The sequence below is a fragment of the Roseateles chitinivorans genome, assembly GCF_002761755.1.
In the GTDB taxonomy this organism is placed as follows: domain Bacteria; phylum Pseudomonadota; class Gammaproteobacteria; order Burkholderiales; family Burkholderiaceae_C; genus Roseateles; species Roseateles chitinivorans.
Genome location: NZ_PEOG01000046.1, coordinates 1 through 23,152 on the forward strand (window position 1 = coordinate 1; position 23,152 = coordinate 23,152).

Below are 23,152 nucleotides of genomic sequence, written 5' to 3' on the forward strand. Positions count from 1 at the left end.
GGCACCTCCGCAGCGCCAGGCGACAGCGGCAATCCGGCCGACGCAGCGCTGCGCGCGCCGACGGCCGAGGCGCGCAACGACGCGGCCCAGTCCGGCGGGGAGCGCCCGGCCTGGCTGGACCGCCTGCCGCCGGATCTGCAGGACAAGGTCATGAAGATGAGCCCCGCCGAGCGGGACGCCTGGATCGCCGAGCGGCGCGCCGAACGCGCCAAGCGCCAGGCCGCCTCCGGCAGCGACCGCTGATCGCGACGAGGGCAAGGCCATGGCCATGAACCCGTCCCGTCCCTTCATCGAGCGGCCGGTCGCGACCTCGCTGCTGATGGTGGCCATCCTCCTGGCCGGCCTGCTGGCCTACCGGCTGCTGCCGCTGTCGGCGCTGCCCGAGGTCGACTACCCCACCATCCAGGTCACGACGCTCTACCCGGGGGCGAGTCCCGACGTCATCTCCACCACCGTCACCGCGCCCCTGGAGCGGCAGTTCGGCCAGATGCCGGGACTGGGGCAGATGACCTCGTCGAGCTCGGGCGGCGCCTCGGTGATCACGCTGCGCTTCTCGCTGGGCCTCTCGCTGGACGTGGCCGAGCAGGAGGTGCAGGCCGCGATCAACGCCGGCTCCAACCTGCTGCCCAGCGACCTGCCGATGCCGCCGGTCTACAGCAAGGTGAACCCGGCCGACGCGCCGGTGATGACGATCGCGGTGACGTCGCCTTCCCTGCCGGTCATCAAGGTGCATGACCTGGTGGAGAACCGCCTCGCGCCCAAGCTGTCGCAGGTCGACGGGGTGGGCCTGGTGAGCATCGCGGGGGGCCGCCGGCCGGCGGTGCGCATCCAGGCCAACCCGAGCGCGCTGGCCGCGCTGGGGCTGTCGCTGGACGACGTGCGCAGCGCCATCGCCTCGGCCAACGTCAACCAGGCCAAGGGCAGCTTCGACGGCGCGCAGCGCGCCTCGACCATCGATGCCAACGACCAGCTGCGCTCCGCCGCCGAGTACCAGAACCTGATCATTGCCTGGAAGAACGGCAACCCGCTGCGGCTGAGCGATGTCGCCGAGATCGTCGACGATGCCGAGAACCTGCGCCTGGCCGCCTGGGCCGACACGACGCCGGGCGTGATCCTGAACGTGCAGCGCCAGCCCGGCGCCAACGTGATCCAGACGGTGGACCGGGTGAAGGCGCTGCTGCCCAAGCTGCAGGGCACGCTGCCCGCCTCCGTCGACGTGCGGATCCTGGCCGATCGCACCACCACGATCCGCGCCTCGGTCGACGACACCGAGATCGAGCTGCTGCTCGCCATCGCGCTGGTGGTGGCGGTGATCTTCCTCTTCCTGCGCAGCGGCAGCGCCACGCTGATCCCCAGCGTGGCGGTGCCGCTGTCGCTGGTGGGCACCTTCGGCGTGATGTACCTGGCCGGCTTCTCGATCAACAACCTGACGCTGATGGCGCTGACCATCTCGACCGGCTTCGTCGTCGACGACGCGATCGTGATGATCGAGAACATCGCCCGCTACGTCGAGGAAGGCGACTCGCCGATGGAGGCGGCCTTCAAGGGCTCGCGGCAGATCGGCTTCACCATCATCTCGCTGACGGTCTCGCTGATCGCGGTGCTGATCCCGCTGCTGTTCATGGGCGATGTCGTCGGCCGGCTGTTCCATGAATTCGCGATCACGCTGGCGGTGGCCATCCTGATCTCGGCCTTCGTCTCGCTGACGCTGACGCCGATGATGAGCGCGCGGCTGCTGAAGCCGGAGACCGAGCAGAAGCACTCGCGGCTCGGCAACTGGTTCGGCGAGCGGTTCGACGCGATGATCCGGGCCTATGGCCGCGGCCTGGACTGGGTGCTCGACCGCCCGGTGCTGACGCTGCTGGGCTTCGCCGCCACGCTGGGACTGACCGCGCTGCTGTATGTCGTCGTGCCCAAGGGCTTCTTCCCGGTGCAGGACACCGGCCTGTTGCAAGTGATCACCGAGGCGACGCAGAGCACCTCCTTCGACGCGATGAGCGAGCGGCAGCAGAAGCTCGCCGAGGTCTTCCTGAAGGATCCCGATGTCGACCACATCGCCTCCTTCATCGGCGTGGACGGCGCGAACGCCTCGCTCAATACCGGCCGCATGCAGATCACGCTGAAGCCCTTCGCTCAGCGCAGCGCCTCGGCATCGGAGGTCATCGCGCGGCTCAATGACCTGAACCGCCAGGTGCCCGGCATCACCGCCTACATGCAGCCGGTCCAGGACCTGACCATCGAGGACCGCGTCTCGAAGACGCAGTACCAGTTCCTGCTGAGCTCGCCGGACTCGACCGACCTGCAGAAGGCCAACGACGCGCTGCTGGAGCGGCTCAAGCAGCTGCCGCAGCTGGCCGACGTCGCCAGCGACCTGCAGAACCAGGGCCTGCAGGCCTGGGTGCAGATCGACCGCGAGGCGGCCGGCCGGCTCGGCGTCACGGTCGCCTCGATCGACACCGCGCTCTACAACGCCTTCGGCCAGCGGCTGATCTCGACGATCTACACCCAGGCCAGCCAGTACCGCGTGGTGCTGGAGGCGGCGCCAGAATTCCGCAGCGGCCCGCGCGCGCTCGAAGGTCTGTACGTGCCGGGCAGCACGACGACGACCGGCGCGACCGGCACGGCGACCACCACGACGGTGCAGGTACCGCTGAGCTCGGTGGCGCAGATCGTCGAGCGCCCGGCCGCGCTGGCGATCAACCATGTGGCGCAGTTCCCCGCCGCGACGATCTCGTTCAACCTGCCGCCCGGCGTCGCGCTGGGCGACGCGGTGCAGGCGATCAAGGCGGAGCAGGCCAGGCTCGACCTGCCCATCAGCGTCGAGACCAGCTTCCAGGGCGCGGCGGAGGCGTTCAGCAACTCGCTGTCCAGCACGCTGTTCCTGATCCTGGCCGCGGTGGTCACGATGTACATCGTGCTGGGCGTGCTCTACGAGAGCTACATCCATCCGGTGACCATCCTGTCGACGCTGCCCTCGGCCGGCGTGGGCGCGCTGCTGGCGCTGCTGATCGGCGGACTGGACCTGGGAATCATCGCGATCATCGGCATCGTGCTGCTGATCGGCATCGTGAAGAAGAACGCGATCATGATGATCGACTTCGCGCTCGAGGCGGAGCGCGAGCAGGGGCTGGACCCGCGCGCGGCGATCCACCAGGCCTCGCTGCTGCGCTTCCGTCCGATCCTGATGACCACGATGGCTGCGCTGCTCGGCGCCCTCCCGCTGATGCTGGGCACCGGCGTGGGCCATGAACTGCGACACCCGCTGGGAGTCACCATGGTCGGCGGGCTGATCGTGAGCCAGTTGCTGACGCTGTTCACCACGCCGGTGATCTATCTGGGCTTCGCGCGGCTGTCGCTGCGCTGGCGCGAGCATCGCGACGCACGCCGCCAGACGCGCCAGGCCGAGGCCGAGCGCGGCCCCGACGCGCCGCAGGTCGCGGACCCGGCGGGACCGGTCGGTCCGGTGGGCCCGGGCGGAGACCTGCGATGAACATCTCGGCCCCCTTCATCGCACGCCCGGTCGCGACGACGCTGATCACGATCGGCATCGCGCTGGCGGGGATGCTGGGCTATCACTTCCTGCCGATCGCGCCGCTGCCGCAGGTGGACTTCCCGACGATCTCGGTGTCCGCCTCGCTGCCCGGCGCCAGCCCCGACACGATGGCCGCGACCGTGGCCACGCCGCTGGAGCGCGCGCTCGGCAGCATCGCCGGCGTGACCGAGATCACCTCGCGTTCGTCGCTGGGCTCGAGCAACGTGACGCTGCAGTTCGACCTGAGCCGCGACATCAACGGCGCCGCGCGCGACGTGCAGGCGGCGATCAACGCGGCGCGCACGCTGTTGCCCTCCGGCATGCCCAGCAATCCGACCTACCGCAAGGTCAATCCGGCGGACGCGCCGATCATGATCCTGGCGCTGACCTCGAAGACGCTGACCCGCGGCCAGATGTACGACACCGCGTCCACGGTGCTCGCCCAGCGGCTGGCCCAGGTGGATGGTGTCGGCCAGGTCAACGTCGGCGGCGGCGCGCTGCCGGCGGTGCGCGTCGAGCTCAATCCGGACAAGCTGGCGGCCAACGGCATCGCCCTGGACCAGGTGCGCCAGGCCATCACCAACACCAACGCGAACCGGCCCAAGGGCGCAGTCGAAGAGGGTGGCCGCTACTGGCAGGTCGGCGCCAACGACCAGGCCCGCTCCGCCGCGGAGTACGCGCCGGTGGTGCTGTCCTACCGCGACGGCGCGGCGCTGCGGCTGCGCGACGTGGCCGAGGTCACCGACTCGGTGCAGGACGTGCGCAACTACGGCGCCTCCAACGGCCAGCCGGCGATCCTGCTGTTCATCCAGAAGGAGCCGGGCGCCAACATCATCGAGACCGTCGCCCATGTGCGCGAACTGCTGCCGCGGCTCCAGGCCTCGATCCCGCCCGCGATCGAGCTCAAGGTCATCAGCGACCGCACGCCGACGATCCGGGCCTCGCTGGACGAGGTGCAGCGCGCGATGGCGATCGCGGTCGGGCTGGTGATCCTGGTGGTGCTGCTGTTCCTGCGCAGCTGGCGCGCGACGCTGCTGCCGGCGGTGGCGGTGCCGGTCTCGCTGGCCGGCACCTTCGGCGTGATGTACCTCTGCGGCTACAGCCTGGACAACCTTTCGGCGATGGCGCTGACGGTGGCCACCGGCTTCGTCGTCGACGATGCGATCGTGGTGCTCGAGAACATCACCCGCTACATCGAGCAGGGCCTGACGCCGGTCGAGGCCGCGCTGCGCGGCGCGCGCGAGATCGGCTTCACCGTGATCTCGATCAGCCTGTCGCTGGTGGCGGTGTTCATTCCCATCCTGCTGATGGGCGGCGTCGTGGGACGGCTGTTCCGGGAGTTCGCGGTGGTGCTGTCGGCGTCCATCCTGGTGTCGATGGTGGTGTCGCTGACGACGACACCGATGATGGCCTCGCGGGTGCTCCGGGCCCGCCAGGAGCCGGCGCCCGGCGCGGCGCCTCGGCCCCAGGGCCGGCTCGCGCGCGCGGCGGGCCGCTTCAACCGCGCGCTGGCGCGAGGCTACCGGCGCTCGCTGATGTGGACGCTGCGTCACCAGCCGGTGGCCCTGCTCTCGCTGGTGGCGGTGATCGCCTTGAACGTGCACCTGTACGGCGTGATCCCCAAGACCTTCTTCCCGCAGCAGGACACCGGCGTGCTCATCGGCGGCGTGCAGGCCGACCAGGGCAGCTCCTTCGAGATGATGCGCAAGCGGGTGGACCGCTTCATGGAGATCATCCTGTCGGATCCGGCGGTGCAGAACGTCAACGGCAACACCGGCGGCGGGCAGCGCAACTCGGCCAACTTCTACATCACCCTCAAGCCGCTGAAGGAACGCCAGGTCACGGCCGACCAGGTCGTGAACCGGCTGCGCGACAAGATGGCGCACGAGCCTGGCGCCAACCTCTTCCTGGTGCCGGTGCAGGACATCCGCATCGGTGGCCGGCAGGCCAACGCGCAATACCAGTACACGCTGCAGGCGGACGACCTGGCGGTGCTGCGCGAATGGGAACCGCGGGTGCGCAATGCCCTGTCCAACCTGCCCGAACTGACCGACGTCAACACCGATCAGCAGGACAAGGGCATGCAGACCTCGCTGGTGATCGACCGCGACGCCGCGGCCCGGCTGGGCATCACTGTCAGCACCATCGACACGACGCTGAACAACGCCTTCGGCCAGCGCCAGGTCGGCGTGATCTACAACCCGCTGAACCAGTACCGCGTGGTGATGGAGCTCGCGCCGGAGTACCTGCAGGGACCGGAGACGCTGCGCAAGCTCTACGTGACCAGCAGTGCCGGCGCGCAGGTGCCGCTGTCGGCGTTCAGCCGCTTCGAGACGACCAACACGCCGCTGTCGGTGAACCATCAGAGCGGCACGCCGGCCTCGACGATCAGCTTCAACCTGCCCGAGGGCGTGTCCCTGTCGCAGGCGACCGACGCGATCAACAACGCGATGGCGGAGCTGGGCGTCCCGGTGTCGATGCGAGGGACCTTCGCGGGCACCGCCAATGCTTTCCAGGATGCGCTCAAGTCGCAACCCATCCTGATCGGCGCGGCCATCGTCGCGATCTACCTGGTGCTGGGCATGCTCTACGAGAGCCTCGTGCATCCGGTGACCATCCTGTCGACGCTGCCGTCGGCGGGCGTGGGCGCGCTGCTGGCGCTGATGATGTTCAACACCGAGTTCTCGATCATCGCGTTGATCGGCGTGATCCTGCTGATCGGCATCGTGAAGAAGAACGCGATCATGATGATCGACTTCGCCATCGCGCGGCAGCGCACGACGGCGCACCTGACGGCGGGCGCTGCGATCTTCCGCGCGGCCAAGCTGCGGCTGCGGCCGATCCTGATGACGACCTTCGCGGCGATCTTCGGCGCGGTGCCGCTGGCCATCGGCAGCGGCGACGGCGCGGAACTCCGCAAGCCGCTGGGCATCGCGATCGTCGGCGGCCTGATCCTGAGCCAGTTGCTGACGCTGTACACGACGCCGGTCGTGTTCGTGATGATGGAGCGGCTGCGCCAGCGTGCGATGCGACGCCGCGCGGCGAAGCGCGCCGCCGGGGCCGCCCAGCCGCCGCACGACGCGCCCCCGATGAATCCCGAGCCGCCCGCGGCTCCGACCCTGCAGGGCTGAGACATGCCGACCGCGATGACCACGAGCCTCTCACTCTCCCCCGCGACGCCCCCGCTGCCGCACGAGCGCGCGACCGGGCAGCGCGCCTCGGGCCACCGGCTGACGGCCGCCGCCGGGGCGGCGCTGCTCGCGCTGACGATGCTGATGAGCGGCTGCGCGGTGACGCGCGTGGATCCGCCGGCGCCGTTGCAGGCCCCGGCCCAGTACAAGGAGGACGCGCTGTGGAAGCAGGCCCGGCCCGCTTCCGCGGAACCGGTGCCGGAACAGTGGTGGACGCTGTTCGACGATGCGGTGCTGAACGACCTCCAGCACCGCCTGGTGATCGGCAACGAGAACCTGAAGGCCGCGGTGGCCCAGGTGGCCGGCGCGCGCGCGGCGCTGGAGGCGAGCCGCTCGGCGCTGTTCCCGACGCTGTCGGTCGGCTTGTCGGGCACGCGCAGCGCGAGTCCGGATGGGAACGTCAGCAACGGGACGATCAACCGTGGCCCGACCAACAGCGTGCAGGCGTCGCTCACTGCCAGCTGGGAGCCGGACCTGTGGGGCCGGCTGCGCCTGGCCAGCGAAGGCGCCGGCGCGACGCTGCAGGCGACGGCGGATGACCTGGCGGCGGCGCGGCTGAGCGCGCAGGCGACGCTGGCGCAGACCTACTTCTCGCTGCGCACCGCGGAGGCGCAGGAAGCGCTGTACGACCGCAGCGTGCAGGCCTATCAGCGCTTCCTGGACCTGACCCAGGCGCGCTACCAGAGCGGCGTGGCCGCGCGCAGCGATGTGCTGCAGGCGCAGACGCAGCTGCGCTCGGCACAGGCGCAGCTGCTCGAGACGCGCTCCACGCGCGCCCAGCTGGAGCATGCGATCGCGGTGCTGCTCGGCTTGCCGCCGTCGGCGCTGGACCTCTCGAAGAGTGCCGCGCTGCCCACGCCCCCCGAGGTCCCGACGATGCTGCCGTCGCAACTGCTGGAGCGCCGGCCCGACATCGCGGCGGCGCAGCGCCGGGTGGCGTCGGCCTACGCACAGATCGGCGTGGCCGACGCGGCGTATTTCCCGTCGTTGACCCTGTCGGGGAGCGGTGGCTACCGCGGCAGCACGCTCAGCAATCTGCTGTCGGCGCCCAACCTGTTCTGGTCACTCGGCCCCTCGCTGGCGCAGGCGATCTTCGACGGCGGCCAGCGCAAGCTGGCGAGCGCGCAGGCCCGCACGAGCGCGGAGGTCGCGACCTCCACCTACCGGCAGACGGTGCTCACCGCGCTGCAGGAGGTCGAGGACAACCTGATCCTCGCGAGCCACCTGCGCGAGGAGGCCCGGCTGCAAGCGGAGGCCGTGGATGCGGCGCAGCGCAACCTGGCGCTGGTCACCGACCAGTACCGCGCAGGCACGGTGTCCTTCCTGGAGGTCACGACCGCGCAGAACAGCGCGTTCACCGCGGAGGCGTCGCTGCTGTCGGTGCGCAACCGGCAACTGGCGGCGGTCAGTCTGCTGCTGAAGAACGTCGCGGGGAAATGGGCGCCGGCCTGAGCCCCACGGCGGCGTCAGCAGGAAAAGAAGACGGCTCCCTCGGGAGCCGTCGTTCATTTGGCGCGTTCACCGCGCCGCGCCGCCAGCGACTCAAGCCGCCGAGGCCTTCTCCGCTTCCACCTTCTCGAGCGCGGCATGGGCCTGCTGGTCGGCGTGGTAGCTGGAGCGCACCATCGCGCCCACCGCCGCATGGGTGAAGCCCATCTTGTAGGCCTCTTCCTCCAACATCTTGAAGGTGTCCGGGTGGACATAGCGACGCACCGGCAGGTGGTGACCCGACGGCGCCAGGTACTGGCCGATCGTGATCATGTCGATGTCGTGGGCTCGCATGTCGCGCATGACCTGGAGGATCTCCTCGTCGGTCTCGCCCAGGCCGACCATGATGCCGCTCTTGGTCGGCACGCCGGGCACTTCTTCCTTGAAGCGCTTGAGCAGGTTCAGGCTGAACTGGTAGTCCGAGCCCGGGCGCGCTTCCTTGTACAGGCGCGGGGCGGTTTCCAGGTTGTGGTTCATCACGTCCGGCGGTGCCGCCTTCAGGATGTCCAGCGCACGGTCCATGCGGCCGCGGAAGTCGGGCACCAGCACCTCGATCTGCGTCGTCGGACTCAGCTCGCGCACCTTGCGGATGCACTCGGCGAAGTGGCCGGCGCCGCCGTCGCGCAGGTCGTCGCGGTCCACGCTCGTGATCACCACGTAGCTCAGCTTCAGCGCGGCGATCGTCTTGGCCAGGTTCAGCGGCTCGTCGACGTCCAGCGGATCCGGCCGGCCGTGGCCGACATCGCAGAACGGGCAGCGCCGGGTGCACTTGTCGCCCATGATCATGAAGGTCGCGGTGCCCTTGCCGAAGCACTCGCCGATGTTGGGGCAGGAGGCCTCTTCGCACACGGTGTGCAGCTTGTGCTCACGCAGGATCTGCTTGATCTCGTAGAAGCGTGTCGACGGGCTGCCGGCCTTCACCCGGATCCAGTCCGGCTTCTTGAGCTGCTCGGCCGGGATGATCTTGATCGGGATCCGTGCCGTCTTGGCTTGCGCCTTCTGCTTGGCGGTCGCGTCGTATTCGGACGCGCTCTTGGCTTCGTGGGTGACGTTCTCGGTTGCCATCGGGCGCTCTTTCGGTTCCGGGGTTCGAGCCTCAGGGTTCCAGCTGCGCGGCGAGCCGCTCAGCGAACCGCTGGGCCACCGTGGCCCAGTCCGTGAAAACCCCGAGTGTACCGAGGTCCACCGTCTGGAGCCCTGCGTACCCGCACGGATTGATGCCCAGGAAGGGCTTCAGGTCCATCGCCACATTGAGCGCGACGCCGTGGTACGTGCAGTGCCGGCTGATCTTGATGCCCAGCGCCGCGACCTTGCCCAGCCCCCGGAATGGGTCGGTCGGATCGGCCGGTCCGGTCAGGGCGGCATGCGCCGCGGGGTCGTCCAGTCGCACGTAGATGCCCGGTGCGCCGGCCACCCGATGGCCGGTCACGCCGAAGCCGTCCAGCGTCTGGATCACGGCGGTTTCCAGGCGGAAGACGTATTCCTTGACGAAGATGCCCAGCCGCTTCAGGTCGACCAGCGGATAGGCGACCACCTGTCCCGGCCCGTGGTACGTGACCTGCCCGCCGCGGTTGGTCTGGACGATGGGAATGCCCCGGGCGTCGAGCACATGGTCGGCCTGACCCGCCAGGCCCTGGGTGTAGACGGGGTCGAATTCGCAGAGCCAGAGCTCGTCCGGCGTCTCCGGACCGCGCGCGTCGGTGAAGGCGCGCATCGCATCGAGCGTGGCCGCATAGTCGACGCGGCCCAGGGTCTTGATCAGCATGCCGGCATGCTAGCCGCGATGGACCTAGCATCGGCCGCATCGGGACATTCAGCACCAGGAGCCCCACCATGCGACGTCTTCCGGCGGCCCTCGCCACCTTGGCCATCTCCCTTCCCCTGGCGCTGCCGCTGGCGACCGGCCCGCTCACGGTCCAGGCCGCGACGGCCCCGGCGACGGTCACGCTCGATCAGGCGCTCGCGACTTATGAGCGCGGCGATCTGCGCGGCGCGGAGCGGCAGTTCCAGCAGTTGTCCAGGCAGGGACTCGCGCTGGGCGACTACAACCTGGCGATGATGCACATCCGCGGCGAGGTGCCCAAGCCCGACGCTCACCTGGCCAGGCGCCTGCTGGAGCGCGCGGCCGAGCGAGGCCTGGTGCGCGCGGCGCTGTCGCTGGGCGAGTTCCACGAGCAGGGCATCGGCGGCAAGCCGGATCTGGTCCAGGCCCAGGCCTGGTACCTGAAGGCGGCGGAACATGGCAGCGTGGACGCGCAGGTCGCCGTGGCCACGGCGTTCTACCTGGGTCGGGGCGCGGAGAAGGATTTCCCGCTCGCCGCGCAGTGGTACCGGGAGGCGGCCAAGGCGGGCGATGTGGGCGCGCAGTACCTGATCGCGTCGATGTACGAGCGGGGCCTGGGCGTGGAGAAGGACCTGCGTCTGGCGCGCTACTGGTACGACGCCGCCGCGCGCAATGGCGACGACGCGGCGCCGTTCAAGCGCCAGGCGATCGACGCGGAGCTCGCGGCCAGCGCGGGGACGATCTGATTACAGGACGACCTTGACCATCGGGTGGGTGGTCAGTGTGCGATAGAGCTCGTCCAGCTGCTCGCGGCTGGTCGCGGTGACGGTGATGGTCAGGCCGAGGTAGTTGCCGCCCTTGCTCGGGCGCTGCTCGACGGTGGACGCATCGAAGCCGGGGTCGAACTGCCGGGCGACGCTCACGATCGCCTCGACGAAGCCTTCCACATGCGCGCCCATCACCTTGATGGGGAAGCGCGACGGGTACTCGATGAGCGACTGCTCGGGCGGGATCGGGGCGTTGGTGAACGAGGTCATGATGGGGAATCCAAATGGGGATGCTCACAGGCTTTGCAAGCGCTTGGCCCGCTGGTACGCCTCATGGAGCTTCGCGTAGACCGGCCCCGGCTTGCCGCGCAGCGCGCCGTGACCGACCGGCTCGCGGTCCAGTCGCGTGACCGGGGCCACCTCCTTGCTGGCGGAGGTCAGCAGGATCTCGTCCGCGGTGGGCAACTCGGTCTCCGCGATCGGCCGCAGGTTGCAGGCGACGCCGAGTTCCTCGCACAGCTCCTGCAGCAACCGCACCCGCACGCCCTCCAGCAGCGCCTCGCCGGGCGGCGGCGTCAGCAGCGCGCCGTCGCGCACGATCCAGACGTTGCTGCTGGAGCCTTCGGTCAGGTAGCCGTCGCGGATCAGCAGCGTCTCGTCGGCGCCCTGGTCGACCGCCACCTGGCGCGCCAGCACGTTGCCCAGCAGCGAGATGCTCTTGATGTCGCCGCGCTGCCAGCGGAAGTCGCGGGCCGTCACGCAGCTCAAGCCCTGATGGCGCTGCTCGGGCGTCAGCGCCTGCATCGGCTGCGTGTAGACGAGCACCGTCGGCTCCAGGTCCCTGGGCATCGCATGGCCGCGCGGCGCGACGCCGCGCGTGACCTGCAGGTAGATCGCCTGGTCCTCGACCTCCGGCAGGTGGGCCACCAGGCTGCGGAACAGGTCCAGCCAGGCCTCGCGCTCATACGGATCCTCGATCCGCAGCGCCTTCAGGCTGCGTCCGAGGCGGTCGAGGTGGTCGTCGACCCGGAACAGGCGCCGGCCGTAGACCGGGATGGCCTCGTAGACGCCATCGCCGAACAGAAAGCCGCGATCCATCACCGGCACCCGGGCATCGCCGAGCCGGCCAAGGTGGCCGTTCAGGTAGCAGGGCAGGTCGGTCCAGGGCATCGTCATCGGTGGCTCCCGCAAGTGGTCACGCCCAAGCCGTCGACTGTACGCCGCCGGCCCGGCGCGCCAACCCCGGCAAGCGAGGGGCCTTGGCGGCCGGGACCAGGCGGGGCTTACTTGATCCAGAGACGGATCGCGTCCCAGGCGCGGCCGAAGATGCCGGCCAGCGGCACCTCCTGCTGCACCACCAGCGGCACCTCGGCCACCGGTGCGCCGCCCGCGGTCGTCACCTTCAGGGTGCCCACGCGCTGGTTCAGCGCCAGCGGCGCGACCAGCGGATCGGTGCGCTGGATGTCGGTCTTGAGCTTGCCGCCCTCGCCGCGCGGCACCGCGACGAACACCGCGTCCGCCGCGCCCAGCTTGGCTTCCGGCACCGCGCCCTTCCAGACCTTCACCGTGGTGATGGGCTGGTTCTTCTCGAACAGGCGCACCGCGTCGAAGGCCGAATAGCCCCAGTTCAGCAGCTTCTGGCTCTCCGTCGCGCGGGCCTCTTTGGAGGCCGTGCCCATCACCACGCTGAGCAGGCGGCGCTTGCCGTTGGGCACGTCGCGCTGGGCGCTGGCGGCCAGGCAGTAGCCGGCGGCATCGGTGTAGCCGGTCTTGCCGCCGTCCACCGACGGATCGCGGCCCAGCAGCATGTTGCGGTTGGACTGGCGGATCTTGTTGAAGGTGTACTCGCGCTTGGAGTAGTACTCGGCGTAGTACTGCGGGAAGTCCTGGATCACATGCGAGAAGATGACCGCGATGTCGCGCGCGCTCGTCTTGTGGCCCGGCTCGGTGATGCCGGTGACGTTCTTGAACGAGGTGTTCTTCAGGCCCCAGGCCTGCGCCTGCTTGTTCATCATCGCAACGAACTGCTCGACGGTGCCGCCCACGCCTTCGGCCAGCGCGACCGAGGCGTCGTTGCCCGACTGGATGATCATCCCGCGGATCAGCTCGTCGACCTTGGGCGTCATCGTCGTGTCGATGAACATCAGCGACGGATCGCCCTTGCGTTCATCCCAGGCGCGCTTGGACACGGTCAGCGTCTGCTCCAGCGTCAGGCGCTTGGCCTTGAGCGCGTCGAAGACGATGTAGGCCGTCATCAGCTTGGTCAGCGACGCGGGATCCTGCGGCGTGTCGGCATCGCGCTCGGCGAGCGTCTGGTTCGTGGTCAGGTCCAGCAGGACGAAGTTGCGGGCCGCGATCTCGGGCGGCGTCGGGGCCTGCGCGGACGCGCCGGTCACCATCACGAAGCTGGACAGGCCCACGCCGAGGGCCAGGGAAGCGAGGAAGCGTTTCATTCGAGGGAAATCCTTAGGCGCGCGCTTCGCCGACGGCATGCCAGCTGCGCAGCACGAGGTTCTTGAGCAGCGGCAACTGCCCATGGAAGAAATGCCCGACACCGGGCACCACGATGACCGGCAGCGCCTGCGGGCGCGCCCAGTCCAGCACCGCGCTCAGCGGCACCACATCGTCCTGTTCGCCGTGGATCACGACGGTGTCGGCCGGCACCGTCGCCACGCCGAAGCGGCTGGCGGCCGGACCGACCAGCAGCAGGCGCTCGGCCGGCTGCTCGAGCCGCAGCGCCGCCTGCGAGGCGACGAAGCCGCCGAACGAGAAGCCCGCCAGGGCCAGCGGCAGCGCCGCGTCGCGGAAGGCGGCGACCACGGCCAGCGCGTCGTCGACCTCGCCGCGGCCCTCGTCCCAGCCGCCCTGCGACTTGCCGATGCCGCGGAAGTTGAAGCGCACGGTGCGATAGCCGAGGTGCACGAAGGCACGCGCGATCGTCTGCACCACCTTGTTGTCCATCGTGCCGCCCTGCGTCGGATTGGGATGGCAGATCACCACCACGCCGCGCAGCGGGCCCGCGTCGACCGCGGGTTCATCGATGGCGCATTCGATCTCGCCGGCGAGGCCGGCGATCTGCCGGCGCTGGGTCTGTGCATTCATCGAGGAAGCTCCCGCTCAGCGGCCGACCGAATCGTCCAGCACCAGGCGCTCCACGACCTCGCCATGCTTGAGATGGCGCTCGACGATCTCGTCGATGTCGCTGTTGTCGACGAAGGAGTACCAGACCGCGTCCGGATACACCACCGCCACCGGCCCGCCGGCGCAGCGGTCCAGGCAGCCCGCCTTGTTCACCCGCACGCCGCCCTTGCCGGCGAGTTTCTCCGCTTTGACGCGCTGCTTGCAGTGGTCGAAGGCCGCCTGAGCGTCGTGCTGCAGGCACGCGTTCTCGCCCTCGCGCTGGTTCAGGCAGAAGAAGATGTGGCGTTGGTAGTAGCTGGTGGAGCTCATCACGGGATTGTAGTTTCAGGGTTTCCACCGACCGGCCGTTCGTGCGTTCCGTCACGACCTGCTTGTCCTTCAGAGCGCCCGCCCGGCGGCGACCCGGGCGGTGGCGGCCGGTCGCTCTGCGTGACCCCGTACAGCAGCCAGGCCAGCGCCGCGAAGGGCCACAGCCAGCCCACCCATTGCGCCAGGCCGTACAGGTTGACGAAGCGCCCCTGCTCCCAGAACTGCAGGCTCTCCAGCAGGTAGGGGTCGGACGGGGCCTCGGCCATCAGCGCGATCAGGGCGGTCAGCACCACCAGGCCCCAGGCGGCATTGGCCCGCCGGGACATGAACGCCGCCAGCAACGCCAGCACGCCGCCGGCGATCAGGCCGGGCTCGGTCGTCGGCGTCAGCCAGGCCCAGGCATGGTCGGGCCCGAAATTCAGCAGCGTCGACCAGGCCGTGGTCGTCACGCCGATCGCCACCGCGCCGAGGATCAGCACCGCGCGCTGCCGACCCGGCCGAGCCACCGACAGGGCCAGCAGGCACGGGGCAAGCAAACCCATCGCGATGGCGATCGCCTCCAGCCCGGGCGGCAGCGGCGGGTCGTCGGCGAGCTCCTTGGGCACCAGTTCCCAGGGCGTGTTCTCGAGCAGCAGCTCCGCCCATTCACGCAGGCGCGGCAACAGTTGTCCCAGGCCCAGCGGCAGCGGTGCCGGATACAGCAGCCCGACCGGCCACAGCGCCAGCAGCGCCAGCGCGCCGGCGCTGTGAGGCACGAACCAGCGCTCGCGCCAGCCGTTCCAGCGCGCCAGGCCATTCAGCCGTAGCACGATCCAGGCGCAGAGCGCGCCCAGCCAGGCGCCGGCGCTGTTGAGCAGGAAGTCCGCGAGCGACGGCACCCGCCCGGGCAGGAAGTACTGCAGCGTCTCCATCGCGAACGAGAGCAGCGGAAGCCCGACCAGCGTCAGCAGCAACGCGCGCCACAGTCCGCCCCCGCTGCGGATCACCGCGGAAAAGCACAGCAGGCCCAGCGGCCAGTAGCCGGCGACGTTGATCCAGAGGTCGAACCTGCCCCAGTAGCGTGGCCAGGGCAGGCCGATGACGCCGGGCCAGGGCAGGCTCGGCGGCATTCGCCAGGGCCAGAAGGGGTAGAGGCTGGCGTAGACCACCAGCACGGCGTAGCACAGGGCCAGCCAGGTGGCGGAGCTGCGCCGCTGCATCACGGGATCAGAAGGGCTTGACGACGACCAGGATCACGATCGCCGCGAACAGCAGCACCGAGACCTCGTTGAACACGCGGAACCACTTGTGGCTGCGGCGGTTGGCGATCAGCTCGAACTTGCGCAGGAAGGCGCGGCACACGTGGTGGTAGCCGATCACCGCCACCACCAGCGCCAGCTTGGCATGCATCCAGCCATTGCCCGGGCCGCGACCGATGCCGTAATAAAGCCAGAGAATGCCGCCGAAGAGCAGCGCCAGCAGCATCAGCCCGCTGCTGAAGCGGTAGAGCTTCAAGGCCATCAGCAGCAGCCGCTCACGTTCGGCGTGGCTGTCGGCGGGCACCATGGCCAGGTTCACGAAGATCCGTGGCAGGTAGAACAGGCCGGCGAACCACGCGGCGACGAAAATGATGTGAAGCGCTTTGATCCAGAGCATCACGGCATTATGGAGGGCGCGAAAAAAAACCCCGGCTTCACAGCCGGGGTCGGAAAGCCTTATCGCTGTCATCACGCTAAGGCTCCTGCTCAGGGAGGAAAAGCAGGGAACGACAGCCGAACGGCTATCATTCAGGAGCGACTTTAACAGATCTGCCGAATTTCGAAATCTCGGCTTTCCCCTAGCGCCCCCCAACCCGGTGGTATTTCTCGGAAACCATGCAACTTCCCGCCCCCTATCCCGCCAGCCGCCCCCGTCGCCTGCGTCGCGATGCCTACACCCGGGCGCTGGTCCGCGAACACCACCTGCACGCCAGCGACTTGATCTTTCCGGTCTTCGTCCATGAGGGCGAAAACCGCGTCGAGCCGATCGCCTCGATGCCCGGCGTCTCCCGCCTCAGCCTGGACCGGCTGATCCCCGTCGCCGAGGAGTGCGTCGAGCTGGGCATCCCGGTGATGGCGCTGTTCCCGGCGATCGATCCGGCGCTGAAGACGCCTGACGGCATCGAGGCGACCAATCCCGACGGCCTGATCCCGCGTGTCGTGCGGGCCCTGAAGGAGCGGGTTCCCGGCCTGGGCGTGCTGACCGACGTCGCGCTCGACCCCTACACCAGCCATGGGCAGGACGGCGTCCTGGACGAACAGGGCTACATCCTGAACGACCGCACGGTGGAACTGCTCAAGGCGCAGGCGCTGGTCCAGGCACGCGCGGGCGTGGACATCGTCGCGCCCAGCGACATGATGGACGGCCGCATCGGCGCGATCCGCGCCGCGCTGGAGGCCGACGACCACATCCACACGCGGATCATGGCCTACAGCGCCAAGTACGCCAGCGCCTTCTACGGTCCGTTCCGCGACGCGGTGGGCTCGCGCACCAACCTCGGCAAGGCGGACAAGAAGACCTACCAGATGGACCCGGGCAACAGCGACGAGGCGCTGCGCGAGGTCGGCCTGGACTTGGCCGAGGGCGCCGACATGGTGATGGTCAAGCCTGGCATGCCTTACCTGGACATCGTGCGCCTGGTGAAGCAGGAGTTCCGAGTGCCGACCTTCGCCTATCAGGTCAGCGGCGAGTACGCCATGATCAAGGCCGCCGCCGCCAATGGCTGGCTGGACCACGACGCGGTGATGCTCGAGGCGCTGCTGGCCTTCAAGCGCGCCGGTGCCGACGGCATCCTGACCTACTTCGCGATGGACGCGGCGCGCCTGCTGCGCGCCGGTGCCTGATCCCGCGGCACGCGGACTGCCCGGCCAGCGCATGCGCATCTTCCATCTCAGCGACGCGGTCTACGAGGAACTCGCTGCGCTGCCCGAGGACCTGCCCGCGGAGGGCTTCCTGTGGATCGGCCTGCCGCGGCGCGAGTTCGAACTGCAACTCGGCGCGCTGCAGCAGCGGCTGGCGCGCTGGACGGGCGCGCAACTGCTCGACCTGCATGTCTCGGACCTCATGAACCCGCAGCTGCCCTCGCACTTCGACTACACCAGCTGGTACGACCTGATGGTCTTCCGCCGGCTGGCGACGATGCCGGGCAGCCAGCAGTACCTGGCCGATGACGAGCCCCGCAACGCCGCGGGCGTCAACGAAGCGCTGAAGGCGATCGACACCAGCCCCGTCGGTTTCGCCGTGTTCGACCGCGTCCTGATCACCGTGCATCCGGGCGAGTGCTCGTTGCGCGACTACTTCGCCGGCAAGCTCGGCGCGCAGCAGGAAGGCCGCGATCTCCGCGGCAGCACGCGGCTGCCGACCAGCCCGGCCGAGCTGATGCTGCGGATGGTCAACCACATGGTGGACAGCTACCTGGACCTGCGCCGGCTGCTGACCCGCCAGCTGACGACGCTGCAGGGCCTGCTGCTGGACCGCCGCGGCCACTTCCGCGACTGGTCCGTGGTCCTGCATGCGCGGGACACGCTCTCGCGGCTGGAGGACCTCTGCGAGGACCAGCGCAGCGCGGTGCAGGAGTGGATCGACGCGCTGGGCGAGTGGCCGGTCGGCGACGCCCGCGCGGAGCGCGAGCGGGAGTTGCTGCGGGTGCGCTCGCGGGACGTGCTCGAGCATGTCGAGCGGGTGCTGACCCATGTCCGGCGGCTGGAGACGTCCGCGGAAACCTCGGTGCAGATGCACTTCTCGCTCACCGGCGAACGCACCAACAACATCATGCGGACGCTGACGGTGCTCACGGCCATCTTCCTGCCGCTGAACCTGATCACCGGCATCTTCGGCATGAATTTCGACAACCTGCCGCTGATCCATGCCGCCACCGGCTTCTGGATCGCGGTCGGCGTGATGGTGGTCACCGCGCTGGCACTCGGCGCCTTCTTCTGGCGCAAGCGCTATCTCGGCTCGCAGCAGTGAAGCCGCGGCGAGGCCTCAGCGCTTCGCCGCTTTCGCCGCTTTCGCCGCTTTCGACGTTTTCGCAGTCTTCTTCGCTGCCTTGCCGGCCACCGGCTTTTCGCCCGGGCGGGTGGACGATTTCGCGGCAGCGTACGGGTCCGCGAAACCCAGTCCGAGCATCACCTCGGTCTCGCGCGCCTCCATGCATTCGGCCTCGTCGTCCTCCTCGTGGTCATAGCCCTGCGCGTGCAGCGTGCCGTGGACCAGCATGTGCGCGTAATGCGCGACCAGGTCCAGGCCCATCTCCTTCGCTTCGCGCTCGACGACCTCGGCGCAGATGACCAGATCCGCCGCCACGACCGGCTCATGGGTGTAGTCGAAGGTCAGCACGTTGGTCGCGTAGTCCTTCGAACGGTACTCGCGATTGAGCGACTGCCCCTCCTCCGCATCGACGATCCGGACGGTGATCTCGCCCGGCAGTTCCAGCGCCGCGCGCATCCATCGGACCACCTTGTGCCGCGGCAGCAGCGCCTTGTGCCGCGGGTCGGCGAATTGCAGCGACAGACTCAGTTCGGGACGACTCATCGGGCGACTCCCTTGCGAGCCGGCTTCGCCGCGGGCTTCTTGATGGCCGGCTTCTTCACCGCAGGCGCCTTGGCGACGGCCTTCCTGGCGACCGACTGCTTTGCCGCCGGCTTCTTTGCGGCCGGCTTCTTCGCAGCAGGCTTCGCGGGCGCTGGCGCGGGTTCGTCGTCGAAGCGGGCCGAGGCCTCGCGCAGTTGGATGGCGCGCAGGCGGCGCTCCTCGCGCTCCATGGCGAACTCGGCCTCGCGCGCCTGCTGCGCACGCGCTTCCTCGCGGGCCTGTTCCTCGTCCCGGTCCTCGTACGCCTGGACGATGCGTGCCACCAGCGGATGCCGCACGACGTCGGTCCGGTTGAAGCGCGTGACCGCGATGCCATCCACGCCGTCCAGCACCTGCTCGGCATCGACCAGTCCGCTGTGCATGCCACGCGGCAGGTCGATCTGGCTGGTGTCGCCCGTCACCACGCACTTGCTGCCGAAACCGATGCGGGTCAGGAACATCTTCATCTGCTCAGGCGTGGTGTTCTGCGCCTCGTCGAGGATGACGAACGCGTGATTCAGCGTGCGTCCCCGCATGAAGGCCAGCGGCGCGATCTCGAGCTGGCCCTTCTCGAAGGCCTTGGTCACGCGGTCGAAACCCATCAGGTCATAAAGCGCGTCGTACAGCGGGCGCAGGTAGGGATCGACCTTCTGGGTCAGGTCACCGGGCAGGAAGCCCAGCCGCTCGCCGGCCTCCACGGCCGGACGCGTCAGGATGATGCGCTGCACCGTCGAGCGCTCCAGCGCATCCACCGCGCAAGCCACCGCGAGGAAGGTCTTGCCGGTGCCCGCCGGGCCGATGCCGAAACTGATGTCGTGCGACAGGATCCGGCGCAGGTAGTGATGCTGGTTGGGCGTGCGTCCGGCCAGATCGGCGCGGCGCGTGCGCAGCACGACGTTGTCCTCGTCGTCGGGGGCGGCGCCACCGGACCGGGCCGGCGCGCTCACGTCGTTGGCCGCCTCGACGATCGCCAGCCGCAGCGTCTCGCCGGGAATGGCCCGATCGGCCCGGGCGTAGAGCGACTCCATCAAGGCCAGCGTGCGCTGCGCCGCGACGCGTTCGCCCTCGATGTTGAAGTGCTCGGCACGATGGGTGATCCGCACGGACAGGGCCGCCTCGATCTGGCGGAGATGCTCGTCCAGCGGGCCGCACAGGTGCGACAGACGCCGGTTGTCGGCGGGGGTGAAGGCGTGGCGCAGGTTCAAGGCGGAGGAAGCTCCGTATTCAGGGGGGTTGAGGGCGGTATTGTCGCGCGTCGATGCGCCACGCGCGTGCCGCGCCTGCACAATCGCGCCCCATGCACCGGACCACAGAACAACAAGGGGACGCCACCGGCCGCAACAGCGCCGCGTCGGCGCCGGGAGCCGCCAGGCAATTCGCGGCCGGCACCGCAGCCGCCTTGACCTTGGCGGTGCCCGTCTGCCTTGCGCAAGTGGCGGGCGCGGCGGCCGCCAACGCCGAGGGCCTCTCCGCCTGGCCCTTCGCGACGCTGTGGAGCAAGCTCGCGCCGCAACTGGCCTATGGCCTGCAGTCGGCGCTGGTGCTGATGGCCTTCGCCCTGGGCCTGCTGATCTGGCAGCGCCGCGCCCAGCGTCACATCGCCTGGCTGCTGGCGCTGATGCCGGGCTGGGTGGTCATGGTCGGCCTGTCGCCGCTGTCGTCCTGGCAGACGGCGATCGCGGTGGTCCTGGCGCCGTGGCTGCTCTGGTGCGCGGTTCACTACCTGATGCGTCGCATGCGGCGGCGCGACCGGCGCCTGCATCGCCTGCTGCTGGCCCAGGCGCTGATGTTCCCGGCCGCCTTGCTGCTGCCGGTGCCGGCCTCGCGCGTGGCCGGCTTCGCGCTGTGGTGGCTGGGCGCGCAACTGCTGGTGTCCATGGGTTGGCATCTCTGGCAGCTGTGGCAGGACATGTTCCTGCCGACGCTCGAGGAGCGCTATCCCCGCTTCGACTTCGTCCTGAGCTGTGTGCTGATCGGCTTCGGCGCTCTGGCCGTTCTGTCGGCCTGGTTCCTGCCGGGCAGCGGACTGCCCGGCATCCTCGGCCCGCTGTCGCTGCTGGGCCTGGGCCTGCACCGCGTGCGCGAGTTCGCCCGGGCGCTGACGCAGTCGGAGCTTGCCGTGCTGCAGGGGGAACTGCGCTTGCAGGAGCGCATCGCAGAACTGGAGCGCCACTTCGATCAGGTCGCCGAGGCCAAGCTGGAGCAGGTCACCGAGCGCGAGCGCAAGCGCATCGCCGCCGACCTGCACGACGACCTCGGCGCCAAGCTGCTGACCATCGTCCACACCAGCGAGTCGGACCGCATCTCGACGCTGGCGCGCGAGGCGCTCGAGGAAATGCGGCTGTCGGTGCGCGGCCTGACCGGCAAGCCGGTCCAGCTGCTGGACGCGCTCGGCGACTGGCGCGCCGAGGTGGTGTCCCGGCTGGCCCAGGCCAACATCCTGGCGGAATGGAAATCGCCGGCCGAAGACATCGAGCACACCTTCCCGGCGCGCGCCTACGTGCAGACGACGCGCATTCTGCGCGAGTCGGTCAGCAACATCATCAAGCACAGCGGCGCGACGCATTGCGTGATCAGCTGCTCGGCCCAGGACGGCTACTTCTCGGTCGTCATCCAGGACAACGGCCAGGGCATCCCGCTCGAGTTGGAAGGTCGCCTGGACAAGGGACACGGCATGGCCAGCATGAAGGCGCGCGCCAAGCAGATGCATGGCCAGTGCCTGGTCGAGTCGGGCCCCGGCTGGGGCACGGTGATCCGGCTGACCATCCCGCTTTGACGATCGCCGGCGGCGGCCGCCGAGGCGCCGGGCCCGTGCCCATCGAGCCAAAACCGGTCCGCACGCCGGTCGACATCCCGCCGCGGCTCGCCGCAAGGCCGCCTCGGGCGTGATCCATTGCCGACGACGCCACACTCCCGCGTCGATCAGGATGGTCAGCTCGCCGAGAAAGCCGTACCGTTGCAAACACCCGCCAGGCCGGCTGCCGGGGCTTCATTCCTGAGCAAGAATCCCGCGCCATGAACCACATCCTGCTGCTCGAAGACATTCCCGAAATCCGCGCCTGGCTCAAGGTCCTGGTGAAACAGGTCTTCGCCAACGCGGTGGTCACCGAATGCTCGCGGGTGCAGGACGCGCTGCAGCAGGTCAACACCCAGCGATTCACCCTGGCGCTGCTGGACCTGGGCCTGCCCGACGGCTCCGGCGTCGACGTGATCTCGGCGCTGCGGGAGAAGCAGCCGGAGGTCCAGTCGGTCATCGTCACCATCCACGACGACGACGAGCACCTCTTCCCCGCGCTGCAGGCCGGTGCCTTCGGCTACCTGCTCAAGGAACAGTCGCGCGAGCTGCTGGTCGAGCAGCTGCAGCGCATCAGCCAGGGCGAGCCGCCGCTGTCGCCGTCGATCGCGCGCAAGGTCATCGCCTACTTCACCTCGCAGCGTCGGCCGCAGGCGGCGCAGGTCTTGCACGAGGTCTCGCTGACCGACCGCGAAACCGAGGTGCTGCTGCGCGTCGCCAAGGGCTTCACCCTGCCCGAGATCGGCGTGCAGCTAGGCCTGTCGCGCCACACGATCGCGGATTACGTCAAGCAGATCTACCGCAAGCTGAACGTGAGTTCGCGTGCCGAGGCCGCGCTGGAAGCGCAGCGGCTGGGCCTGTTCGGCCGCAACTGAGCGCAGCGCCGACGGCGCCGGCCGGGTGAGGTCGGCCTCGGGAAAATACTGGACAAACATCCAGCAAAATACCCGCCGACCGCCGCCGAACGCGGATAATCCGCGCCCATGATCGGCAAGCTCACCGGCGTCATCGCGGAAAAGTCGCCCCCGCAGGTTCTCATCGACGTGCAAGGCGTCGGCTATGAAGTCGACGTGCCGATGAGCACCTTCTTCAACCTGCCGAACCTGGGCGAGCGCGCCACGCTGTTGACGCACCTCAGCATCCGCGAAGACGCCCATGTGCTGTTCGGCTTCCTGACCGCCGAGGAGCGCGCCACCTTCCGGCTGCTGATCAAGATCAGCGGCGTGGGTCCGAAGATGGCGTTGTCGCTGCTGTCGGGCATGTCGGTGGGCGATCTGGCGCAGGCGGTGTCGCGCCAGGAGGCCGGACGCCTGGTGAAGGTGCCGGGCATCGGCAAGAAGACGGCCGAGCGGCTGCTGCTGGAACTCAAGGGCAAGCTCAGCCCCGACCTGTCGCAGCCGGTGGCCATCGCCAACGACGCGCAGGCGGACATCCTGCAGGCGCTGGTGGCCCTGGGCTACAGCGAGAAGGAAGCCGGCGCCGCGCTCAAGACGCTGCCGGCGGACGTCGGCGTCAGCGACGGCATCAAGCTGGCGATGAAGCACCTGTCATGATCGG

Annotated in this window: 19 protein-coding genes and 2 pseudogenes; 10 read left to right on the forward strand and 11 right to left on the reverse strand. The window is 69.3% G+C overall.

Annotated elements, in window-relative coordinates; genetic code table 11:
• The 4 genes and pseudogenes from CS062_RS26250 to CS062_RS16555 all read left to right on the forward strand — a co-directional run.
• Positions 1-243 (forward strand): annotated as a pseudogene (locus CS062_RS26250) (hypothetical protein); the annotation flags it as partial.
• Positions 244-268: 25 nt separating this feature from the next.
• A complete protein-coding gene (locus CS062_RS16545) occupies positions 269-3,490 on the forward strand; it encodes an MdtB/MuxB family multidrug efflux RND transporter permease subunit (protein WP_099862725.1) in 3,222 nt (1,073 codons plus the stop codon).
• Positions 3,487-6,663, forward strand: coding sequence for a multidrug efflux RND transporter permease subunit (locus CS062_RS16550; RefSeq protein WP_099862699.1), 3,177 nt, complete (start codon positions 3,487-3,489; stop codon positions 6,661-6,663). The genes CS062_RS16545 and CS062_RS16550 overlap by 4 nt, the downstream gene beginning before the upstream one ends.
• 138 nt (positions 6,664-6,801) lie before the next feature.
• Positions 6,802-8,175, forward strand: a complete 1,374-nt coding sequence (locus CS062_RS16555; protein WP_438270482.1) for an efflux transporter outer membrane subunit — start codon at positions 6,802-6,804, stop codon at positions 8,173-8,175.
• 90 nt (positions 8,176-8,265) lie between these two features.
• Here CS062_RS16555 and lipA read toward each other — a convergent pair whose 3' ends face one another.
• On the reverse strand, positions 8,266-9,276 hold the full coding sequence (lipA, locus tag CS062_RS16560) for a lipoyl synthase (RefSeq protein ID WP_099862700.1): 1,011 nt from the start codon (positions 9,274-9,276) through the stop codon (positions 8,266-8,268).
• 31 nt (positions 9,277-9,307) lie between these two features.
• Positions 9,308-9,976 carry a lipoyl(octanoyl) transferase LipB gene (lipB, locus tag CS062_RS16565; RefSeq protein ID WP_099862701.1) on the reverse strand — a complete coding sequence of 223 codons (669 nt, stop codon included), beginning with the start codon at positions 9,974-9,976 and terminating at the stop codon, positions 9,308-9,310.
• 68 nt (positions 9,977-10,044) lie between these two features.
• On the opposite strand from lipB, the gene CS062_RS16570 reads away from it, so the two are divergent.
• The gene (locus CS062_RS16570) at positions 10,045-10,740 is read left to right on the forward strand and encodes a tetratricopeptide repeat protein (protein ID WP_099862702.1); all 696 of its coding nucleotides are present in this window, start codon (positions 10,045-10,047) and stop codon (positions 10,738-10,740) included.
• Here the strand turns inward: CS062_RS16570 and CS062_RS16575 are convergent, their stop codons facing one another.
• The 7 genes from CS062_RS16575 to CS062_RS16605 form a co-directional block, all read right to left on the reverse strand.
• Entirely contained in the window at positions 10,741-11,031 is a 291-nt protein-coding gene (locus tag CS062_RS16575) for a DUF493 family protein (RefSeq protein WP_099862703.1), read from the reverse strand. It lies immediately after the preceding gene.
• A 24-nt stretch (positions 11,032-11,055) separates the two neighbouring features.
• Positions 11,056-11,937, reverse strand: a complete 882-nt coding sequence (locus CS062_RS16580; RefSeq protein ID WP_099862704.1) for a D-amino acid aminotransferase — start codon at positions 11,935-11,937, stop codon at positions 11,056-11,058.
• 107 nt (positions 11,938-12,044) lie between these two features.
• Positions 12,045-13,214, reverse strand: a complete 1,170-nt coding sequence (locus tag CS062_RS16585; protein ID WP_099862705.1) for a D-alanyl-D-alanine carboxypeptidase family protein — start codon at positions 13,212-13,214, stop codon at positions 12,045-12,047.
• A gap of 13 nt (positions 13,215-13,227) precedes the next feature.
• Positions 13,228-13,863, reverse strand: coding sequence for an alpha/beta hydrolase (locus CS062_RS16590; RefSeq protein ID WP_099862706.1), 636 nt, complete (start codon positions 13,861-13,863; stop codon positions 13,228-13,230).
• A gap of 15 nt (positions 13,864-13,878) precedes the next feature.
• Entirely contained in the window at positions 13,879-14,211 is a 333-nt protein-coding gene (locus CS062_RS16595) for a (2Fe-2S) ferredoxin domain-containing protein (protein ID WP_091731244.1), read from the reverse strand.
• The gene (locus tag CS062_RS16600; RefSeq protein WP_099862707.1) at positions 14,211-15,410 is read right to left on the reverse strand and encodes a VanZ family protein; all 1,200 of its coding nucleotides are present in this window, start codon (positions 15,408-15,410) and stop codon (positions 14,211-14,213) included. The genes CS062_RS16595 and CS062_RS16600 overlap by 1 nt, the downstream gene beginning before the upstream one ends.
• Before the next feature lie 7 nt (positions 15,411-15,417).
• On the reverse strand, positions 15,418-15,846 hold the full coding sequence (locus CS062_RS16605; protein WP_099862708.1) for a CopD family protein: 429 nt from the start codon (positions 15,844-15,846) through the stop codon (positions 15,418-15,420).
• Positions 15,847-16,064: 218 nt separating this feature from the next.
• Here CS062_RS16605 and hemB point away from each other — a divergent pair, with 218 nt between their 5' ends.
• Positions 16,065-17,072, forward strand: a complete 1,008-nt coding sequence (hemB, locus tag CS062_RS16610; protein WP_099862709.1) for a porphobilinogen synthase — start codon at positions 16,065-16,067, stop codon at positions 17,070-17,072.
• A gap of 31 nt (positions 17,073-17,103) precedes the next feature.
• Entirely contained in the window at positions 17,104-18,198 is a 1,095-nt protein-coding gene (locus tag CS062_RS16615; RefSeq protein ID WP_099862710.1) for a magnesium transporter CorA family protein, read from the forward strand.
• 15 nt (positions 18,199-18,213) lie between these two features.
• On the opposite strand, the gene ybeY is transcribed toward CS062_RS16615, so the two are convergent.
• The gene (gene ybeY / locus CS062_RS16620) at positions 18,214-18,762 is read right to left on the reverse strand and encodes an rRNA maturation RNase YbeY (RefSeq protein WP_099862711.1); all 549 of its coding nucleotides are present in this window, start codon (positions 18,760-18,762) and stop codon (positions 18,214-18,216) included.
• Between the two features lie 296 nt (positions 18,763-19,058).
• Positions 19,059-20,006, reverse strand: a pseudogene (locus CS062_RS16625) (PhoH family protein); the annotation flags it as partial.
• A 92-nt stretch (positions 20,007-20,098) separates the two neighbouring features.
• Between CS062_RS16625 and CS062_RS27300 the strand changes: the two are divergent.
• From CS062_RS27300 to ruvA, 3 genes are all read left to right on the forward strand, one after another.
• Complete coding sequence (locus tag CS062_RS27300) at positions 20,099-21,577, forward strand: sensor histidine kinase (RefSeq protein ID WP_303645160.1); 1,479 nt, start codon at positions 20,099-20,101, stop codon at positions 21,575-21,577.
• A gap of 239 nt (positions 21,578-21,816) precedes the next feature.
• Positions 21,817-22,470: a response regulator gene (locus CS062_RS16635; RefSeq protein ID WP_099862712.1), complete on the forward strand. Its 654-nt coding sequence runs from the start codon at positions 21,817-21,819 to the stop codon at positions 22,468-22,470.
• Positions 22,471-22,578: 108 nt separating this feature from the next.
• On the forward strand, positions 22,579-23,148 hold the full coding sequence (ruvA, locus tag CS062_RS16640; RefSeq protein ID WP_091731218.1) for a Holliday junction branch migration protein RuvA: 570 nt from the start codon (positions 22,579-22,581) through the stop codon (positions 23,146-23,148).
• Positions 23,149-23,152: the final 4 nt, after the last annotated feature.

What these genes read in the sequence shown, in the direction of transcription:
- CS062_RS16545 (WP_099862725.1), top strand. Translation starts at nt 269, where the DNA reads ATGAACCCGTCCCGTCCCTTCATCGAGCGGCCGGTCGCGACCTCGCTG.
- CS062_RS16550 (WP_099862699.1), top strand. Translation starts at nt 3,487, where the DNA reads ATGAACATCTCGGCCCCCTTCATCGCACGCCCGGTCGCGACGACGCTG.
- CS062_RS16555 (WP_438270482.1), top strand. Translation starts at nt 6,802, where the DNA reads ATGCTGATGAGCGGCTGCGCGGTGACGCGCGTGGATCCGCCGGCGCCG.
- lipA (WP_099862700.1), bottom strand. Translation starts at nt 9,276, where the DNA reads ATGGCAACCGAGAACGTCACCCACGAAGCCAAGAGCGCGTCCGAATAC.
- lipB (WP_099862701.1), bottom strand. Translation starts at nt 9,976, where the DNA reads ATGCTGATCAAGACCCTGGGCCGCGTCGACTATGCGGCCACGCTCGAT.
- CS062_RS16570 (WP_099862702.1), top strand. Translation starts at nt 10,045, where the DNA reads ATGCGACGTCTTCCGGCGGCCCTCGCCACCTTGGCCATCTCCCTTCCC.
- CS062_RS16575 (WP_099862703.1), bottom strand. Translation starts at nt 11,031, where the DNA reads ATGACCTCGTTCACCAACGCCCCGATCCCGCCCGAGCAGTCGCTCATC.
- CS062_RS16580 (WP_099862704.1), bottom strand. Translation starts at nt 11,937, where the DNA reads ATGACGATGCCCTGGACCGACCTGCCCTGCTACCTGAACGGCCACCTT.
- CS062_RS16585 (WP_099862705.1), bottom strand. Translation starts at nt 13,214, where the DNA reads ATGAAACGCTTCCTCGCTTCCCTGGCCCTCGGCGTGGGCCTGTCCAGC.
- CS062_RS16590 (WP_099862706.1), bottom strand. Translation starts at nt 13,863, where the DNA reads ATGAATGCACAGACCCAGCGCCGGCAGATCGCCGGCCTCGCCGGCGAG.
- CS062_RS16595 (WP_091731244.1), bottom strand. Translation starts at nt 14,211, where the DNA reads ATGAGCTCCACCAGCTACTACCAACGCCACATCTTCTTCTGCCTGAAC.
- CS062_RS16600 (WP_099862707.1), bottom strand. Translation starts at nt 15,410, where the DNA reads ATGCAGCGGCGCAGCTCCGCCACCTGGCTGGCCCTGTGCTACGCCGTG.
- CS062_RS16605 (WP_099862708.1), bottom strand. Translation starts at nt 15,846, where the DNA reads ATGCTCTGGATCAAAGCGCTTCACATCATTTTCGTCGCCGCGTGGTTC.
- hemB (WP_099862709.1), top strand. Translation starts at nt 16,065, where the DNA reads ATGCAACTTCCCGCCCCCTATCCCGCCAGCCGCCCCCGTCGCCTGCGT.
- CS062_RS16615 (WP_099862710.1), top strand. Translation starts at nt 17,104, where the DNA reads ATGCGCATCTTCCATCTCAGCGACGCGGTCTACGAGGAACTCGCTGCG.
- ybeY (WP_099862711.1), bottom strand. Translation starts at nt 18,762, where the DNA reads ATGAGTCGTCCCGAACTGAGTCTGTCGCTGCAATTCGCCGACCCGCGG.
- CS062_RS27300 (WP_303645160.1), top strand. Translation starts at nt 20,099, where the DNA reads ATGCACCGGACCACAGAACAACAAGGGGACGCCACCGGCCGCAACAGC.
- CS062_RS16635 (WP_099862712.1), top strand. Translation starts at nt 21,817, where the DNA reads ATGAACCACATCCTGCTGCTCGAAGACATTCCCGAAATCCGCGCCTGG.
- ruvA (WP_091731218.1), top strand. Translation starts at nt 22,579, where the DNA reads ATGATCGGCAAGCTCACCGGCGTCATCGCGGAAAAGTCGCCCCCGCAG.